17 protein-coding genes and 2 tRNA genes are annotated in these 16,983 nt (G+C 66.0%); 12 read left to right on the forward strand and 7 right to left on the reverse strand.

Annotated features, from left to right (window positions below):
* Window positions 1-67: 67 nt before the first annotated feature.
* Complete coding sequence (locus tag KBY77_RS02605) at window positions 68-859, forward strand: NAD-dependent epimerase/dehydratase family protein (RefSeq protein ID WP_261351234.1); 792 nt, start codon at window positions 68-70, stop codon at window positions 857-859.
* Between the two features lie 42 nt (window positions 860-901).
* Here KBY77_RS02605 and map read toward each other — a convergent pair whose 3' ends face one another.
* Window positions 902-1,768 carry a type I methionyl aminopeptidase gene (map, locus tag KBY77_RS02610; RefSeq protein WP_255102021.1) on the reverse strand — a complete coding sequence of 289 codons (867 nt, stop codon included), beginning with the start codon at window positions 1,766-1,768 and terminating at the stop codon, window positions 902-904.
* A gap of 49 nt (window positions 1,769-1,817) precedes the next feature.
* On the opposite strand from map, the gene KBY77_RS02615 reads away from it, so the two are divergent.
* The 6 genes from KBY77_RS02615 (at window position 1,818) to gltX (ending at window position 4,755) form a co-directional block, all read left to right on the forward strand.
* Window positions 1,818-2,153 (forward strand): peptidase, encoded by a 336-nt coding sequence (locus KBY77_RS02615; RefSeq protein WP_255102022.1) that lies wholly within the window; start codon window positions 1,818-1,820, stop codon window positions 2,151-2,153.
* Window positions 2,154-2,195: 42 nt separating this feature from the next.
* The gene (gene rplS / locus KBY77_RS02620) at window positions 2,196-2,711 is read left to right on the forward strand and encodes a 50S ribosomal protein L19 (RefSeq protein WP_255102023.1); all 516 of its coding nucleotides are present in this window, start codon (window positions 2,196-2,198) and stop codon (window positions 2,709-2,711) included.
* Window positions 2,712-2,775: 64 nt separating this feature from the next.
* Window positions 2,776-2,848 (forward strand) — tRNA-Trp (locus KBY77_RS02625).
* 36 nt (window positions 2,849-2,884) lie between these two features.
* Window positions 2,885-3,073, forward strand: a complete 189-nt coding sequence (locus KBY77_RS02630) for a hyperconserved protein Hcp (RefSeq protein WP_006043540.1) — start codon at window positions 2,885-2,887, stop codon at window positions 3,071-3,073.
* 122 nt (window positions 3,074-3,195) lie between these two features.
* Window positions 3,196-3,269, forward strand: a tRNA-Asp gene (locus tag KBY77_RS02635).
* A 25-nt stretch (window positions 3,270-3,294) separates the two neighbouring features.
* Window positions 3,295-4,755, forward strand: coding sequence for a glutamate--tRNA ligase (gene gltX, locus KBY77_RS02640; protein WP_255102024.1), 1,461 nt, complete (start codon window positions 3,295-3,297; stop codon window positions 4,753-4,755).
* Here gltX and KBY77_RS02645 read toward each other — a convergent pair.
* Both KBY77_RS02645 and KBY77_RS02650 read right to left on the reverse strand, forming a co-directional pair.
* Window positions 4,746-6,020 (reverse strand): sodium:proton antiporter, encoded by a 1,275-nt coding sequence (locus tag KBY77_RS02645; protein ID WP_255102025.1) that lies wholly within the window; start codon window positions 6,018-6,020, stop codon window positions 4,746-4,748. The two genes, gltX and KBY77_RS02645, sit on opposite strands and share 10 nt — an antisense overlap.
* A 23-nt stretch (window positions 6,021-6,043) precedes the next feature.
* On the reverse strand, window positions 6,044-6,286 hold the full coding sequence (locus tag KBY77_RS02650) for a hypothetical protein (RefSeq protein WP_255102026.1): 243 nt from the start codon (window positions 6,284-6,286) through the stop codon (window positions 6,044-6,046).
* Window positions 6,287-6,379: 93 nt separating this feature from the next.
* On the opposite strand from KBY77_RS02650, the gene polA reads away from it, so the two are divergent.
* Together polA and KBY77_RS02660 are read left to right on the forward strand one after the other, a co-directional pair.
* Window positions 6,380-9,388, forward strand: a complete 3,009-nt coding sequence (gene polA / locus KBY77_RS02655) for a DNA polymerase I (RefSeq protein WP_399212059.1) — start codon at window positions 6,380-6,382, stop codon at window positions 9,386-9,388.
* Between the two features lie 98 nt (window positions 9,389-9,486).
* Window positions 9,487-9,945, forward strand: a complete 459-nt coding sequence (locus KBY77_RS02660) for a hypothetical protein (protein WP_255102027.1) — start codon at window positions 9,487-9,489, stop codon at window positions 9,943-9,945.
* Here KBY77_RS02660 and KBY77_RS02665 read toward each other — a convergent pair whose 3' ends face one another.
* Genes KBY77_RS02665 through KBY77_RS02680 form a run of 4 tightly spaced genes read right to left on the reverse strand, consistent with a single transcriptional unit; the run spans window position 9,946 to window position 14,136 of the window.
* Entirely contained in the window at window positions 9,946-11,874 is a 1,929-nt protein-coding gene (locus KBY77_RS02665) for a nucleoside-diphosphate sugar epimerase/dehydratase (RefSeq protein WP_255102028.1), read from the reverse strand.
* On the reverse strand, window positions 11,871-12,422 hold the full coding sequence (locus KBY77_RS02670; protein ID WP_255102029.1) for a hypothetical protein: 552 nt from the start codon (window positions 12,420-12,422) through the stop codon (window positions 11,871-11,873). Before KBY77_RS02670 ends, KBY77_RS02665 begins: the two co-directional genes overlap by 4 nt.
* The gene (locus KBY77_RS02675) at window positions 12,419-13,348 is read right to left on the reverse strand and encodes an archaeosortase/exosortase family protein (RefSeq protein ID WP_255102030.1); all 930 of its coding nucleotides are present in this window, start codon (window positions 13,346-13,348) and stop codon (window positions 12,419-12,421) included. Before KBY77_RS02675 ends, KBY77_RS02670 begins: the two co-directional genes overlap by 4 nt.
* Window positions 13,345-14,136, reverse strand: a complete 792-nt coding sequence (locus KBY77_RS02680) for an HpsJ family protein (RefSeq protein WP_255102031.1) — start codon at window positions 14,134-14,136, stop codon at window positions 13,345-13,347. Before KBY77_RS02680 ends, KBY77_RS02675 begins: the two co-directional genes overlap by 4 nt.
* Window positions 14,137-15,499: 1,363 nt before the next feature.
* Between KBY77_RS02680 and KBY77_RS16720 the strand changes: the two genes are divergently transcribed.
* The 3 genes from KBY77_RS16720 to KBY77_RS02690 all read left to right on the forward strand — a co-directional run.
* Entirely contained in the window at window positions 15,500-15,631 is a 132-nt protein-coding gene (locus KBY77_RS16720) for an MYXO-CTERM sorting domain-containing protein (protein WP_399212086.1), read from the forward strand.
* Window positions 15,632-15,656: 25 nt separating this feature from the next.
* Window positions 15,657-16,607, forward strand: coding sequence for a tyrosine-protein kinase family protein (locus KBY77_RS16725; protein WP_399212088.1), 951 nt, complete (start codon window positions 15,657-15,659; stop codon window positions 16,605-16,607).
* 132 nt (window positions 16,608-16,739) lie between these two features.
* A partial coding sequence (locus KBY77_RS02690; protein WP_255102033.1) for a transposase occupies window positions 16,740-16,983 on the forward strand: 244 nt, incomplete at its 3' end.

A 16,983-nucleotide genomic window follows, 5' to 3' on the forward strand; every position in this document is an offset into this window, starting at 1 on the left:
GAGCCGGGTTGGCCGGGGAGCCGGCCCGAGACCCGATCGCGGATGATTCCAAAGGAAAGAATGGCCCATGACGGACATCGCCGTGCCAGGTCAAGCCGCTTCAGCCCCACCGCTGCCGCTCCCCTTTCGGCCGGCACTCCTGCCCCTGCGGGGCAGAACCGTGGCAGTGACCGGAGCCAGCGGGGCCCTGGGCACATCCCTGCTGCGCGCCCTGCATGGCCATGGGGCCGAGCTGATCGCCCTCACCACCGCCTCTGAGCCGGTGGCTCTGCACGACTGGGAAGGCAGGGCGATCTCCCTGCGCAACGTGGTGTGGTGCTGCGGCCAGGAGCAGCAGCTGGAGTCCACTCTGTGCGACGTCGACATCCTGGTGATCAACCACGGGGTCAATGTGTATGGCGACCGCAGCGCCGCAGCGATCGAACGCAGCCTGGAGGTGAACGCCCTCAGCGCCTGGCGCCTGCTGGAGCTGTTCCTGGGCCTGGAGGAACGGCCTGCTGGAACCCCCTGCCGGGAAGTGTGGGTGAACACCTCGGAGGCGGAACTGCTGCCGGCCCTCAGCCCGCTCTATGAGATCAGCAAGCGGCTGCTGGGCCAGTTGCTCAGCCTGCGGGCCCTCGACCAGCGAGGCGAGAATTCCTGCAGGATCCGGCGGCTGGTGCTCGGACCGTTCCGCTCTTCCCTCAATCCTTACGGCGTGATGGGCGCCGACTTTGTGGCGGGCCAGGTGATCGCCCAGGCACGCAGGGGCTTCGGCCTGATCATCGTGACCCCAAATCCGATCACGGTGGTGCTCGTGCCCCTGCAGATGGGGCTTAGGCACGTCTACGGCCGACTGTTCAGCCGGGCTGCTGCCTGAGTGGCCGCGCTGCCGGCTGAGGGCCGCGATGCTGGCCTTGGCTCAGAAGTCGCGGTCGGTGAGGATCTCGCAACCATCGGAGCCGACCACGATCGTGTGCTCCCACTGGGCTGAGAGCGATCCGTCGACCGTCACGACCGTCCAGCGATCGCGCAGGGTGCGGCACTCCTTGCTGCCGGCATTGAGGATCGGCTCCACCGCCAGGGTCATGCCGGCGCGGAGCTTGAGGTTGGGCAGGTCGTTGGTGCGGAAGTTGAACACCGACGGCTCCTCGTGCAGATTGCGGCCCACGCCATGGCCGGTGTAGTCCTCGACCACGCTGTAGCCATGGGCCTCGACGTGGTCCTGCACGGCGCCGGCGATGTCGAGCAGGGTGTTGCCGGCCTTGATCTGGGCGAGACCACTCATCAACGCTTCCTGGGCCACGCGGCTGAGGCGGTTGGCGTCCTCGGAGCATTCGCCCACGCAGATGCTGACGCAACTGTCGCCGTGGTAGCCCTCGAAGTAGGCGCCCGTGTCGATCTTGACCAGGTCTCCGGCCTTGATCACCTGTTTGGCGCTGGGGATGCCATGGACCACCTGGTTATTGATGCTGGCGCAGATGCTGGCCGGAAAGCCGTGGTAGCCCTTGAAGCTGGGGGTGGCCCCCATGGCGCGGATGCGTTCTTCGGCGTGGCGGTCGAGATCGGCGGTGGTCATCCCCGGAGCGGCCATCTCCATGATTTCGCGCAGCACCGTGGCGACGATCCGGCTGGCCTGGCGCATCACCTGGATCTCACGGGCCGATTTGATCTCGACGCCCCGCCGTCCCTTCTGGATGCGCGGGCCGGTGCTGGTGGTGGCGCTGGCGGCCTTGGTGGTGGAGGCCTTGGTTGAGGGGCCCGCCAGCAGGTCAGCAAAAATATTCATCGACGGGGCCCGGGCAATCCAGGATTCAAGCTATCAACTTTCCTCATCGATGCTGTCGACCATGCAGGTCCTGGCCCGACTGCGCCGCTGGCACGCCCTGATCGGGCCGGTTGTGGTCCTGCCACTGCTGATCACGGTCAGCAGCGGCATGGGCTACCGGCTGCTGCGCGACTGGGGCGGCCTCAGCCGCGACCAGGTGCATGGGCTGATGGTGCTGCACGAAGGTGAATGGCTCGGCCCGGTCGGTGAAACCTTTTACGTCGCTCTCAACGGCCTGGGGCTGCTCTGGATGCTGTTCACCGGCACGGGCCTGGCGCTGCAGGGGTGGAGTCGGCGGCGGGGGCGGCCGGAGCGGAAGGAGAGCGCTGGGGAGGGGGGAACATGAGCCGTTACAGTGGTTGTTTGGCTGGGCGATCGCATTTCTGGGATGGCCGCGGACAAGAACGACAGCGCCGAACTGATGGCGGAACTGAAGGACGACATCGACATGGATCAGACGAGCGTGGATGAGACCGGCACAGCCGAGACCGCGGCCCCAACGGCCGTGGCCGAGAAGCCCGCCGTGACACCGGCTCGCACCGGCAAGCTCAGCGCCCAGGACCTGATCAAGGCCTTCGAAGCCGAGCAGCTCAAGAGCGATCTGCCCGAGATCTACGTGGGCGACACCGTGCGCGTGGGCGTGCGCATCAGCGAGGGCAACAAGGAACGCATCCAGCCCTACGAAGGTGTGGTCATCGCGAAGCGCCACGGCGGGCTGAACGAAACGATCACCGTGCGTCGGATCTTCCAGGGCGTTGGGGTTGAGCGGGTCTTCCTGCTGCACAGCCCTCAGGTCGCCAACGTCAAGGTGGAGCGTCGCGGTAAAGTGAGGCGTGCAAAGCTCTTCTACCTGCGCGATCGTGTGGGGAAAGCAACCCGCGTGAAGCAACGCTTCGATCGCTGAAGCTTCATCGCTCAATTGCCCATGCCGGTGCCGCCTCGCGTCCCGGTCGAAGGGGCATCGTCATGCGCCGTTAGTTCAGTTGGTAGAACGCAGGTCTCCAAAACCTGATGTCGGGGGTTCAAGTCCTCCACGGCGCGCTCGATGCCCTTTCCTGCTCTTTCGTGGTTCCGGACATGGAGTTGGATTTACAACCCGGTGATGTGGTCAAGGTGCTCGAATCCGCTGCCCTTGGCTGGGTGCGGGCGCGGGTCATCCGGGTCAAGTCCGGCGGTCGCGTGGTCGTTCAGAGCGACCAGGGCCGTGAATTCACAGCAAGAGGCAACCAGGTTCGTCTGATCGAACCCGCCGGTTTCCGACCGTGATCACTGCCGCTGTCTCCGCCAGTTGACGGCGGGGCCAGCGGCAGTGGATACTTCCCTTGTCGCCACCACGACACCAGAAGCCAGGTCCGGCAAGGGTTTTCAACCCTTCTCGCCTCTCATTTGGGACTGTAGTTCAACCGGTTAGAGCACCGCCCTGTCACGGCGGAAGTTGCGGGTTCGAATCCCGTCAGTCCCGTTTCAATCTTTATGAGCTTCTGCCAGTGACCGTTCGGGTTCGTCTGGCTCCCAGCCCCACGGGAACCCTGCACATCGGCACCGCCCGCACTGCGGTGTTCAACTGGCTGTTCGCCCGCCATCACGGCGGGGAGTTTTTACTGAGAATCGAGGACACCGACCGGGAGCGCTCCAGGCCGGAGTTCACGGCCGACATCCTCGATGGCCTGGCCTGGCTCGGCCTGGGCTGGGACGCGGAGCCCGTGATCCAGAGCGAGCGGATCGAAGCCCACCGCGCCGCCATCAACCAGCTGCTGGAGGCGGGTCTGGCCTACCGCTGTTACGCATCGGAAGCCGAACTGGAGCAGATGCGCGAGCGGCAGAAGGCAAGCGGCTCCGCTCCCCGCTACGACAACCGGCACCGCAATCTGACGCCTGAGCAGGAGCAGGCCTTCCGCTCCGAAGGTCGTGAAGCGGTGGTGCGCTTCCGCATCGACGACGGGGCCACGATCTGCTGGAACGATCTGGTGCGCGGGGAGATGCGCTGGAGCGGCAGCGATCTGGGCGGCGACATGGTGATTGCCCGGCGGGCGCCGGCCGATCAGGTCGGTGACCCGCTCTACAACCTGGTGGTGGTGGTCGACGATGCCGCCATGGCCATCAGCCATGTGATTCGCGGCGAGGACCACATCGCCAACACCGCCAAGCAGCTGCTGCTCTACGAGGCCCTCGGCCTGCCCCTGCCCGTCTTCGCGCACACACCCCTGATCCTCAACCAGGAGGGCCGCAAGCTCTCCAAGCGTGATGGGGTCACCTCGGTGGGTGAGTTCCGGGCCATGGGCTACACAGCCGAGGCACTGGTGAACTACATGACCCTGCTGGGCTGGTCACCGCCGGAAGGCATGGGCGAGCGCTTCACGCTCAAGGAGGCCGCTGAAGTGTTCAGCTTCGATCGGGTCAACCGGGCCGGTGCCCGCTTCGACTGGGACAAGCTCAACTGGCTCAATGCCCAGGTGCTGCATGACCTGAGCGCCGCCGAGCTGCGCCAGGCACTGGTTCCCCTCTGGCGCGCCGAGGGCTGGCAGGCCCCGGGCAGCGATGAGTCAGGCGCTGGCAGCCGCGAGGCCTGGGAACTGGAGCTGGCCGAACTGCTCGGCCCCTCCCTGACCACCCTGCGTGATGGCATGGAGCAGGCCCGCCCCTTCTTCGAGCGCCCCGAGCTCGACGCTGGCGCCAGCCAGCAACTGGACGCCGATGGGGCCACCGCTGCCCTGACGGCCCTGCTCGGGCAGCTCGACGAGAACGGCAGCCTCAGCGCTGAGCAAGCCCAGGAACTGCTCGCCGGCGCAGCCGCGGCGGCGGCAGTGAAGAAGGGTGTGCTGATGAAAAGCCTGAGGGCCGCCCTGCTGGGCAGCCTGAAGGGACCGGATCTGATCACCACCTGGCGCCTGCTGCACGCCAGCGGCGAAGACCGGGCGCGGCTGATGCTGGCCGTTGCTCAGGGCTGAACCTCCTCCAGGGGCATGAGCGCGCCGGGCTCGCTCGACTCGTCTGACTCGCCGCCCTCGCTGGTCTCGCTGAGGCGCAGGCCCAGCAGGCCCGCCAGGGGAGCCGCGGTGAAACCCTGCAGACCCACGGTCATCAGGATCGTGAGGAACACCAGCCCCTGCAGAGCTCCAGCACCCTCCACGCCGGCTTCATAGAGGCGCAGGGCGAACAGGCTGGCCACAGCGGCGGTGACGATCCCGCGTGGGGCCAGCCAGCTCAGCAGCACCTTCTGGCCGCCGCTGAGGGGCAGGCCGAAGGTGGCCAGCTGCATGGCCACGGGCCGCACCACCACCATCAGCGTCAGCACACAGGCCACCCCTCCCCAGCCCAGCGGGCTGAGGTCAGCCCAGGCCACATCGGCGGCCAATAGGGGAAACAGGATGCTGATCGCCAACTGGGCCAGCTGGCTGATCAGGTCGTCGAGCATGGCGGCTTCGGTGTCAGCGAAGCGGCCCACCAGCACCCCGGCGATCACGGCAGCTGGCAAGCCCGATTCAGGCATCAGCACCTCACAGCCCGTGAACATCAGAAACATCACCCCCAGGGTGAGCTGCAAGCGCAGACCGCTCTCCGGGTCGACCGGCAGGCGCCGGAGCAGCACCGCCAGCAGCAGACCGCTGACGGCACCGACGCCCACACCGAAACCCAGCCGTTGCAGCAATTCCAGGGCGAGATCCTGCCAGTCGTAGCGGTCGCTGATCACCAGTTCCAGCAGCAGCAGGGCCAGCACGGCACCGATCGGCTCCAGCACCAGTCCTTCCCCTTCCAGCACATCGCCCAGGGGGGGAGCCAGGCGCATCTGCTGCAGCAGAGGGGTGACCACAGTGGGGCCGGTGCCCAGCACGATGGCGCTGTAGACCGCAGCCAGCGGCCAGCTCAGACCCGCCAGCAAATGGGCCGCCAGCAGGCCGGCGGGGAGGGCCAGCAGCATTCGCACGATCACGATTCGCAGCACCGCCAGCCGGGCGGTCCTGCCACGAAGACTCAGCTTGAGCCCCCCGTCGAACAGCACCAGGCTCACCAGCAGCCCCACGATGGTTTCGAGGCCACTGCCCAGGGCCAGGGGATCCACCAGCCCCAGGCCCGAGCGGCCGATCAACAGGCCGGAGGCCAGCAGCAGCACCACTGACGGCAAGCCCGTGAGCAAAGAGGTCAGCTGGGCCAGCGCCCCGGAGAACACGGTGATCCCCCAGAGCAACTGGAGCCTCTCGGGGGCATCAGTCATGGCTCGATTCAACCACCGCCCACTCAGTCGTCGAGGGCAGTGAACTTGGGCTCCACACGGATCCCGATCACGCTGCTGGGGCGCACCACCAGGTATTCCCCGTCGAGATCGCTGATCGGCACATTCACGAAGGTCTCGGACGCTCCGGCGTTGAGCACATCCCGGTACCACTGCTGGAAGGCTTCGAGCGTGGCGAAATGCACCACCTCACTGTGGCCTCCGGCCAGGAGCAGGTGGACGGCATAACGGCGGGGTTGACGGGCCATGGCGCTGCTGACCGGCGCTTCTCACAATGCCTGAAAGCGACCGGTCCCCATCGGCGGGACGCTTCGATGGCAGGCTGTGGCCACCACGCCAGCATGGACACCGAGGAGCGCATGGCTGAGGCACCGATGCTGCTGCTCGTGGATGGCCATTCCCTGGCCTTCCGCAGCTTTTATGCCTTCGCCAAAGGTGGTGAGGGGGGGCTGGCCACCAAGGAGGGGGTGCCCACCAGCGTCACCTACGGATTTCTCAAGGCCCTGCTGGACAATGTCAAAGGCTTGACCCCCCAGGGGGTGGTGGTGGCCTTCGACACGGCCGAACCCACCTTCCGCCACGAGGCCGACGCCAGCTACAAGGCCCACCGGGATGTGGCCCCGGAGCACTTCTTCACCGATCTGGCCAACCTCCAGGAGATCCTCTCGGGGGCCATGGATCTCCCCCTGTGCATGGCCCCCGGCTACGAAGCCGACGACGTGCTCGGCACCCTGGCCAACCGGGCCGCCGACGCGGGCTGGCGGGTGCGGATCCTCTCGGGCGATCGGGATCTGTTCCAGCTGGTCGACGACGAGCGCGATATCGCCGTGATGTACATGGGCGGCGGCCCCTACGCCAAGAACGCCGGCCCGGTGACGATCCGCCGGCAGGACGTGGTGGCCAAGCTCGGGGTGACGCCGGAGGAGGTGGTGGATCTCAAGGCCCTCACCGGTGATGCCAGCGACAACATCCCCGGTGTCAAAGGTGTGGGCCCCAAGACCGCCATCACCCTGCTGAAGGCCCACACCAACCTCGACGGCATCTACGCGGCCCTGGAACAGCAGAAGGGAGCCCTCAAAGCGAGGCTCGAAACCGACCGGGAGAACGCCTACCGCTCGCGCATGCTGGCGGAGATTCTGATCGACATCCCCCTGCCGGCGCAGCCCCGGCTGCAGCTCGGCGACGTGGACGGAGCGGCCTTGGCCCAACGGCTGGAGGAACTGGAACTGCACAGCCTGGTCAGGCAGCTGGCGGCCTTCGAGCGGGCGTTCTCCGCCGATCACCAGGCCCAGGGATCTCAGGCTTCGGCCAGGAGCAGCCCAACGTCGGCGCCATCTGAAGCTGACAGCACAGTTGCAACAGCTCCTGGCACGGTTGATCGGATTACCGCGGCCTCCCCGCAGCCAAGCTCCAGCCCAGAAGGCGTTCCGCCAGCCCTGGAGCCGGAGATCATCAAGAGCCCAGAGCAACTCACCGCCCTGCTGGAGCGGCTGATGGCGGCCACCGATCCTGCCCGGCCGATCGCCCTCGACACCGAGACCACCTCGTTGAACCCTTTCCAGGCCCAGCTGGTGGGGGTGGGGCTGTGCTGGGGCGAGGGCAGCGGCGATCTGGCCTACATCCCGGTGGGCCACCAGCCGCCGCCAGCAGCTGCCAGCACCGATCTGCTCACACCTGCAGACGCCGCGGCCCCACCCATCCAGCAGTTGCCCCTCGACCAAGTGTTGATGGCGCTGGCCCCCTGGCTGGCGAGCATCGCTCACCCCAAGACCCTGCAGAACGCCAAGTACGACCGCCTGATCCTGCTGCGTCACGGCCTGAACCTGGACGGTGTGGTGATGGACACCCTGCTGGCGGATTACCTGCGCGATGCCAACGCCAGACACGGGCTGGAGGTGCTGGCCGAGCGCAATTTCGGCTTCACGCCGACGAGCTTCACCGAGCTGGTGGCCAAGGGGGAAAGCTTCGCGGCGGTGCCGATCGAAGCCGCCGCCCGCTATTGCGCCATGGATGTGCACCTCACCTGGCGGCTGACACCGCTGCTGCGTGGCCAGCTGCAGCAGCTGGGGGAGGCACTGCTAGAGCTGCTCGATCAGGTGGAACTGCCGCTGGAGCCGGTGCTGGCCCGGATGGAGGCCACCGGCATCCGCATCGACAAGCCCTATCTGGCGACCCTGAGCGAGGAACTGGCGGGCACCCTGGCCAGCCTGGAGACCGGAGCCAGGCAGGCGGCCGGCGTCGATTTCAACCTGGCATCACCCAAGCAGCTGGGCGAGCTGCTGTTCGACACGCTCGGGCTCGATCGCAAGAAATCGCGCAAGACAAAAACGGGCTGGAGCACCGATGCCACCGTGCTCGAAAAACTTGAGGCCGACCATCCGGTGGTGCCGCTGGTGCTGGAGCACCGCACCCTGAGCAAGCTCAAGAGCACCTACGTGGATGCGCTGCCAGCCCTGGTGGAGCCGGAAACCGGCCGCGTCCACACCGATTTCAACCAGGCGGTGACCGCCACCGGCCGGCTCTCCAGCAGCCATCCGAACCTGCAGAACATCCCCATCCGCACGGAGTTCAGCCGCCGCATCCGCAAGGCCTTCCTGCCCCAGGAGGGCTGGCAGCTGATCAGCGCCGACTACTCCCAGATCGAGTTGCGCATCCTCACCCATCTCTCGGGCGAGGAGGTGCTGGTGGAGGCCTACGCCAACGGCGACGACGTGCACGCCCTCACCGCCCGGCTGCTGCTCGACAAAACCGAGGTGACGCCTGAAGAGCGGCGCCTGGGCAAGACGATCAACTTCGGTGTGATCTACGGCATGGGCGCCCAGCGCTTCGCCCGGGAAGCCGGGGTGAGCCAGGCCGAGGCCAAGGAGTTTCTGAGCCGCTACAAGGAGCGCTACCCCAGGGTGTTCGCCTTTCTGGAGCTGCAGGAGCGACTGGCCCTCAGCCGCGGCTACGTGGAGACGATCCTGGGGCGGCGGCGCCCGTTCGCCTTCGATCCGGGCGGCCTGGGACGGCTGAAGGGCAAGCCGCCGGAGGAGATCGAGCTGGAGGTGGCCCGCCGCGCCGGGATGGAGGGCCAGCAGCTGCGGGCGGCGGCCAATGCCCCGATCCAGGGCTCATCGGCCGACATCATCAAGCTGGCGATGGTGCGGCTCGATCAGGAACTGCACACCCAGGACCTGCCGGCCCGGCTGCTGCTGCAGGTGCACGACGAACTGGTGCTGGAGGCGGCCCCCGAAGCCCTCGAACCCGTGCTGGCGACGGTGAAGCGGGTGATGGAGAACGCCATTCGCCTCAGCGTCCCCCTGGTGGTGGACACCGGCTGGGGCGCAAACTGGATGGAGACGAAGTGATCAATCAGGCAGTCAGACCGGTTCAGTCCAGCCAGGATTGACTGGTATGACGTGCCTGAGCACACCAGGTCTTGATGCTGTCCTCAATGACGTCCTCAATGCCGTCCTCGGTGCCAGATGTGCGCCCTGAGCCTGAGTCACCACCTCGTAACCGCCGGCCGCGCAAGAGGGAACTGTTCTGCCCGGCCCACCCCGATCAACGGCTGATGGGCCAGGGCAAGAAGTTTTTCCTGCACCTGCTCAGCCCCGAAGATCTCAAGCAGCGGGGCATGACCGACAAGAAAGCCCGGCTGGTGATCCAGGCCTATCCGGTGCTGGTGCTCAGCAACGAGTGGCTGGAGGAACTCTTCTGCGCCGACTGCGGTGGCAGCCGCTGGTGCCACGTGATCCGCCACGACCGGGTGCTGCATACCGTTCGCTGGGCGCCACGTGAGCTGTGGGAGCAGGTGGCCCATGTGGATCCAGTGGTGGCGAATCCCAGCGTGAGTGAGTTCAGTCGGCGGGAGGCAGGGCGGCAGCGGAGGACCCGCGGCGATGGCAAAGCCTGGTTCGATTGACTATCGGACCAGCTCGATTCCTCCCTGCGGCGCGGAGATGGGTCGGTACTCGGCAACAATCTGCTGGAGCATCTCGCGCAGCCGCTGCCCATCCCTGGATTCGAGGGCCCGGTCCAGGTCCTGCAGGAGCAGTTCAAGCCGTTCGGCCGGAATGAACTGCTCACGGGCCTTGCGGATCAGGGGATGGGCCGTTGGCAGGTCGCTCTCCTGGATCAGCAGCTCCTCGTAGAGCTTTTCGCCGGGACGGAGGCCGGTGAAGACGATGGGGATCTCACCATCCGGGTGGTCGTCGTCGCGAACGCTGCAGCCCGAGAGGCGGATCATCTGGCGGGCCAGATCGAGGATGGGCACCGGGTCCCCCATGTCGAGCACGAACACTTCGCCACCGCAGGCCATGCCGCTGGCCTGAAGCACCAGCTCCACCGCCTCGGGAATGGTCATGAAGAAGCGGGTGATCTCGGGATGGGTCACGGTGACGGGGCCCCCGGCGGCGATCTGCCTGCGGAACAAGGGCACCACGGATCCTGAGGAACCGAGCACGTTGCCGAAACGCACCATCGAGCAGATCGGCCCAGGTCTGCTGGCGGCCGCCTGCAGCAGCAGTTCACAGACACGCTTGCTGGCGCCCATCACGTTGGTGGGACGGACGGCCTTGTCGGTTGAGATCAGGGTGAAGCGCTCCAATCCGCAGGCGAAGGCCACCTCAAGGGCGACGCGGGTACCACCCACGTTGTTGGCCACGCCGGCGCAGGCATTGGCCTCAAGCAGGGGGACGTGCTTGTAGGCGGCGGCATGAAAGAGCACCTGAACGCCGTGCTCGCGGCAGAGGGCCTCCAGAGACGATCTATCGCTGACGTCGCCAAGAACGGCGACGGGAGCAGGCAGGATCTCATCGCTCTGGGACCGGAGCGTTTGCAGATCGCGGTCAAGTTCGTAGAGGGCCACTTCGCTGCGCTCGAGCAGGAGCAACCCACTGGGACCGAGGCGCATGATCTGGCGGCAGAGTTCCGAACCGATCGAGCCCCCGGCACCCGTCACCAGCACCACCTTCCCGGTCACGCTGGCCCGCAGCAACTCACGGTCGGCCTGGCTGGCCTCCCGGCCAAGCAGATCCTCGATCATGACGGGGCGAAGGTCGCTCACCACCTGCTCCCCTGCCACGATGCGGGCCAGCGAAGGGATCGCCAGCACCGAGAGGCCGGCAGCGCTGAAGTGTTCCACCAGTTCCAGACGGCGATGGCGGGAAGCGGAGGGCACGGCCAGCAACACCTGCCGGATCCCGTGGCGCTCGATCAGCTTGATCAGGGCAGACGGAGGCTCGATGGGCAACCCATCCAGACGACGTCCCCAGAGGGACGGATCGTCATCGAGCACGGCCACCAGCTCGTAGCGGCTCTGATAGCGCAGATCAGCCAGAAGCTGCGCCGCCGCCTGCCCGGCACCGAACACGAGGGTGGGCACCGGTAATGCCTCGGCCACACCTCGCGGTATTCGTTCAGGTTGCAGAGAGGATCGCGCCAGCCAGAGCCGCAGCAGGTCGCGCAGCACGATCCGGCTGGAGATGGCCCCGCCCGAGAAGATCACCCAGAACAGAATCCAGAAACTGCGGAACGGCGGTTCCAGCTGGCCACCGAGGGTGGACACCAGCAGCAGCAGCAGCACCATCAGCCCACTGCGGGGCAGGAGGCCGTACAGGGAGTTGCTGCCGGAATAACGGGTGAGGCCCTGGTACCAGCCACTGAGCCAGAGGACGACGAGGCCGATCCCCAGAGCCCAGGGCAGGAGATGCAGATTGAGAAGCAAGAGGGAGGGGCGCGGGTCTCCAAGCCGCAGCACGAAGGCAAGCCAGAAACTCGCCGCGATCAACAGGCCATCCAGCGCCAGCAGGGCCAGGCGACGAAGCAGAACCGGGGAGCGGGGGCGGCTCACGGCAGGCTCTCCCAGAGGCAGGTGTTGGCGCGGTAAGGGCGCAGACCCGCCAGCCAGGCGATCCGGCCGAGCCGATCGGGACGCTGCTGGGCCATCCAGGCCTGCCAGGCCGCTTCAGTGGGGAGCACAGCCAGCGGCACACCCCTGGCATCGAGAACCACACAGCGGCCCCGCCCCCCCGACCCCAGCAGGGCCCCTCCAATCGTCTCAACGGGCATCGAGACGCCGGTGCCGCTGCTGGGGAGGGTCAGCAGCCTCAGCCGGATCGGAGGATCGCCCCCGGCAGCACCCGCCGGCGCATAGTCGGCCGCCGCCAGCAGGGTGAGACCGGCTGGGGGCTCACCGTGATCGGCGGCCGCCGGGCGAGGCAGATAGACACGACCGCTGCGCTCAAGCTGTTCGGGAAAGGCGGGCCTGGGCCCAGCGCCCGGTGCCCGGACCCAGGTTTCGAGCGACAGCACCACGCCCCAGGCCGTGAGGAGATAAACAGCCCAACGCGGCCAGTGCTCCGCTGCGCGTCTGCTCAGGACGGAGGAAAGACCGTTCATGGATGGCGGTTCTCAGCGGCGCCGGGCACTTCGAGGAAACGGGCCTGGCGCAAGGCCAGCTCCTGCACCGCCACCCAGACCAAACAGACCAGCGACATGGCCAGCAAGGAGAAGAGATTGGAGCCCAGGCCGTCGTGCCAGAAGTCGAAGCTGCGCCATTGCGCCAGGCCCGTGAGGCCAGGAGTGACATCGGTGTAGGCAAGCAGCACGATGCGCACTGTGTTGACCATGAAGGACACCACCAGGGCCGCGGCTGCGAGGATGAGACCCGCCCGCCAGGACGATGGACGACTGTGACTCGGACCCCGGCTTGGCGGCGGCAGCAGGATCACAAGCACCACAGCAGCCGCAAGGCAGAGCGCCATCGTGTTGATGCCGGTGCAGCTGGAGCCGACGAGCATGTTTCGCTCCGGCAGAACGATCAGATGGCCATCGGCAAAGGCCTGGCGGCCGAGTGCCCAGAGCAAGAGGGAGGACACTCGCGCCGTGACGGTTGCGATCGGGCCATCGGGAAGGAAGCGGTTGATCAGAACCTGGGCTGGCAGCAAGGATCCGATCAACATCAGTTTGCCGAGGACGGCCGAGCGCCAGGGGATGCCACTGAGCAGAGCAAGCCCGGCGAGGGCGGCCAGGGGAAGCAGGTGAAGAAGTGGGTCGTAGAGACGCCCCACGCGACTGAGCACAAGCAGGGACCACAACAGCAGGAGGAGCCCTGCCAAGAGGCTGGCTCTCGAGAGTCTGGAGAGGGGAAGCGACGATCCCTGCTCCTCCCACTCCAGCAGCAGCAGGGCTCCGGCCAGCCAGGAGAGGCTGGCCATGATCGCAAAGGCCGCGAAATCCGCCCGCACCAGCAGGGTGAGCTGGCTGGCGGCCAGCGACACCAGCAGCGTGAGCCGGGCCCAGCCCTCGCCGTTGGCGCGGATCATTCGTCCTGCAACTCGACCTCAGCCGCCCAACGGGCCTGGCGAGCTTGCCGCACCCGCTCAACGGTGGCCAGGAGCGAGCGCGGCCAGATCAGGAACGCTCCGAGATAGTAGAAGGCATAGATCAGCGCCATGACGCTGAGCCTCGCCATCTGGCGAGCCAGCTGCCCGGCCGCATTGGAGCGGGCCGTCTGGCTCTGGCGGCGCACGTTGGTCTCCACCCTGGCGAGCAGCCGATCCACCTGCTGCCGCAGCTCCGGCAGGGGGCTGTTCCGATCGAGGAGAGTGCCCTCCTGCTGCAGGGCCTGCAGGATCTGGGGCTGGCGAGCCACAAGCCCGCGGAGCCTCTCCACGCTGATCTCCCCGTCCACCTGCTGTCGGAACTGACGCAGGTTGTCGAGCGAGGTGCGCACCTGTCCATCCAGGGCAGCCACACCAGTGCGACTGAGCTGCTGACCCACCCCGAAGATCGCCACGGCGGTGATGAGATACAGGAGCGCCACGAGGCGGAGCAACGGCCGCAGCCAACGGGCCAGCTGGCACTCCCAGAGAGCCGGCAGGGCATCACCACTGAGCCCAAAGAAGAGAAAGAGCACCGCCACAGCCGGCAGGGAGGAGCGCTCGAGCAGTTCGTTGAGGAAAGCCAGGGTGCGCTGCGCGTCGGCGAAGGGCAGGGGGACCAGCGCCGTGAGTGTGCTGGCGATGAACACCAGGACAAGGGTGTAAGCGCAGAGGCGACCCAGGCTGCGAACCCGACGATGACTGAAGTCGTCCTGCAGCTCGATCGTCATGGTGGCCTGTGAGAAGGAGGGAGGTTAAGCCCCAGGTTGGCTGGCGGAGCGTGGGAATTCTCATACACTCCTGGGAAAGTGCGCCTGCCATGGCTTCGATTACCACCGAACCGGCTTCGGCCCCTCCAGGTCCCTACGCGCTGGTTCCCCCCGCCGCGCCGGCCGACGAGGGCGGTGTGGGCCTCAAAGGGCTGGTGCGGGTGCTGCAGCGAAGGCGCGGGATCTTTCTGCTCACCACCATCACCGTGACCGCGATCGCTGGTCTTTACACGGTCTACAGGCGCGTTCAGAGCCCCGTGTTCCTGGGGGGTTTCAGCCTGCTGATCGCCGATCCGATCAGCGACACCACAGCGGGCGGCAGCGGTGAAGCGGCTGGCGGCGCGATCGCCTCGGTGGCCCGCAACGTGAGCCGCAACGATGTGCCCACCCTGATCCGGGTACTGGAAAGCCCGGTGGTGCTGGAACCGGTTTTTTCCGACCTTCAGCGTCGCTTCCCTGAACAGACCCTGCCGAGGGTGAGCGTCAGCCTGGTATCAGCGGATCCCACCCAGAAGAATCCGATCCTGGCCTCCGGTGTTCTGGCGGTGCAGGCCAGGGGCGGCAGTCCGGATCTGGTGAACGAAACCCTGCGGCTCACCGAGAAGACCTACCTCAACTGGGCCCTGCAACAACGCCGCGAGAAGCTGACTGAAGGAGTGAAGTTCCTCGACCAGCAAGCGCCGGAGCTGCAGGCCCGCAGCTCGGCGCTCCAGGGCGAACTCGAGCGTTTCCGGACCAGCAACAACGTGCTGGCCCCAGAAGCAGAGGCTGCCGCGGTGCGCAGCCAAGCCGAAGAACTGCGCCGGAGCCTGGAGAGCCAACTGGCGGAGCGCCGTCGTCTCCAGCAGGTGCGCGCCGATGTGGCCTCCGGCAAACTGACGGCCCGCACGTTCACCAGCACCGCCGGCGACGGCGGCACCAGCGAATCAGCCCGCTCCAGCACGAGCGTGACCCTCGACGTTCCCAACCAACCCCTGCTCACCGAGCTCACCCGGCTGGAAGGCGAGATCGCTGAAGCGCGCTCCACCTACACCGCCGAATCTCCTTACCTGCGCAACCTGATCTCCGCCCGCGACCAGCTCAAGCCTGCTCTGCAGCGCAAGGAACTGGAAGCAGTGGATGCCACGCTGCAGCAACTCGATGGATCGATTTCCGCACTGCGCTCCCAGATCGGCGGCACCGACGACCGCTTCCGCAGCCAGCCGGCCCTGCTGCGCCAATACGAAGACCTTCAGAAAAAACTGGAGATCGCGCAGGGAAACCTGGCCAGCTACCTGAGCACGCGTGACCAGTTCCAGTTGGAGATCGCCCAGAACAACGTGCCCTGGAAGGTGATCAGCCCAGCAGCGGTGAATCCCACACCGGTGGAACCCCGTCTTGGCCGTGGGCTCTTGCAGGGCCTGCTGCTTGGCTTGGTGGCCGGCGGCGGAGTGGCCCTGCTGCGCGACCGGCTTGATCATGTGTTCCACACCCCTGGCGAAGTGCGCGACGAGCTCAAGGTCCCGCTGCTGGGCCACATCCCTTACATCTCGTTCTTCGAGGGAGTACGGCGCGACAAGCGCTTCCTGCTCAAGGACCTGGATGCCCAGCAGAGCGGCATCGCCGGCTACCAGCGCTTCACTTATCAGGAAGCCTTTCGTAACCTCTATACCAGCCTGCGCTTCCTCAACAGCGACCGTCCCGTGAAATCGGTGGCGGTAAGCAGTTCGGTGCCGTCAGAAGGCAAGAGCCTTTTGATCGTACTGCTGGCAAAAACACTCAGCGAACTGGGCAAACGGGTGCTGCTGGTGGATGCGGACCTGCGTCAGCCTCAGGTGCACCACCGCCTAGGTCTGAACAACCTCAGCGGCCTCTCCAACCTGCTCACCGAAGAGGGCGCCGATTGGCGGTCGCTTCTGCAGACGGTGCCGGATCATGAGAGCTGGCAGGTGCTGACGGCCGGCAGACGTGTGCCGGATCCGCCGCGCCTGCTCAGTTCCGAGCGAATGGGGCATCTAGTGACGGAAATCGCCGAGTCCGGCGTCTACGACCTGATCCTTTATGACACACCACCAGCCCTGGGTCTCGCCGATGCCTCCCTGCTGGCGGAAAACCTAGACGGCATGCTCTTGGTGGTCGGTCTGAACAAAGTAGACCGGCAACTGCCGGCCCAAGCCATCGAGCGGATCAAGTCCGCCGGGGCCCCTCTGCTGGGGATTGTCACCAACGCACGAATCGATGCTGGCGGCAAGAGCGGTATCTACGGGTACGCGAAGTATGGCTATGGGAGTTACACCGATGGTGCTACCGCTTTGGATCCCAGCACGGCTTACAACTACTACAGCGCAGCGGAAAGCGTGCCATCTTCGTCACCGGGAGGACTGGCAGCCATAATTCCCAACCGTCAGAACATCAAGCGATGGAAGAAGAGTCTGAACAACTGGCTCAACTAGGAGTTTTGCTCATTTATTCTGGATACACGCTTGATCGTCTGACGCAATCTTATGGGCACCTCGAAAAATCCACGCCACGCCCTGACAGCTTGTTAGATATGACATAGAATCCACTCAGCTCAGTACAGCTGAATGGGACAGCGTGGATTCTGGGATGAGGAGAAGCGCATCCACAGACTTCAGAAGAAGAGGCCTACGTTAGCCACCTTATCTGAGGCGATTCCCTGGGAGGCCTTCAGGCCATTGCTGGAGCAAGGTTACAGCCATGAACGCAAGAGCAATGCAGGCAGGAAGCGGATTGATCCACTCATCCTCTTCAAGATGCTAGTGCTGCAGCAGCTGTTCAATCTCAGCGATGAGGAGCTGGAATTCCAGG

This window comes from Synechococcus sp. Cruz-7E5, assembly GCF_024345995.1.
GTDB lineage: Bacteria > Cyanobacteriota > Cyanobacteriia > PCC-6307 > Cyanobiaceae > Regnicoccus_A.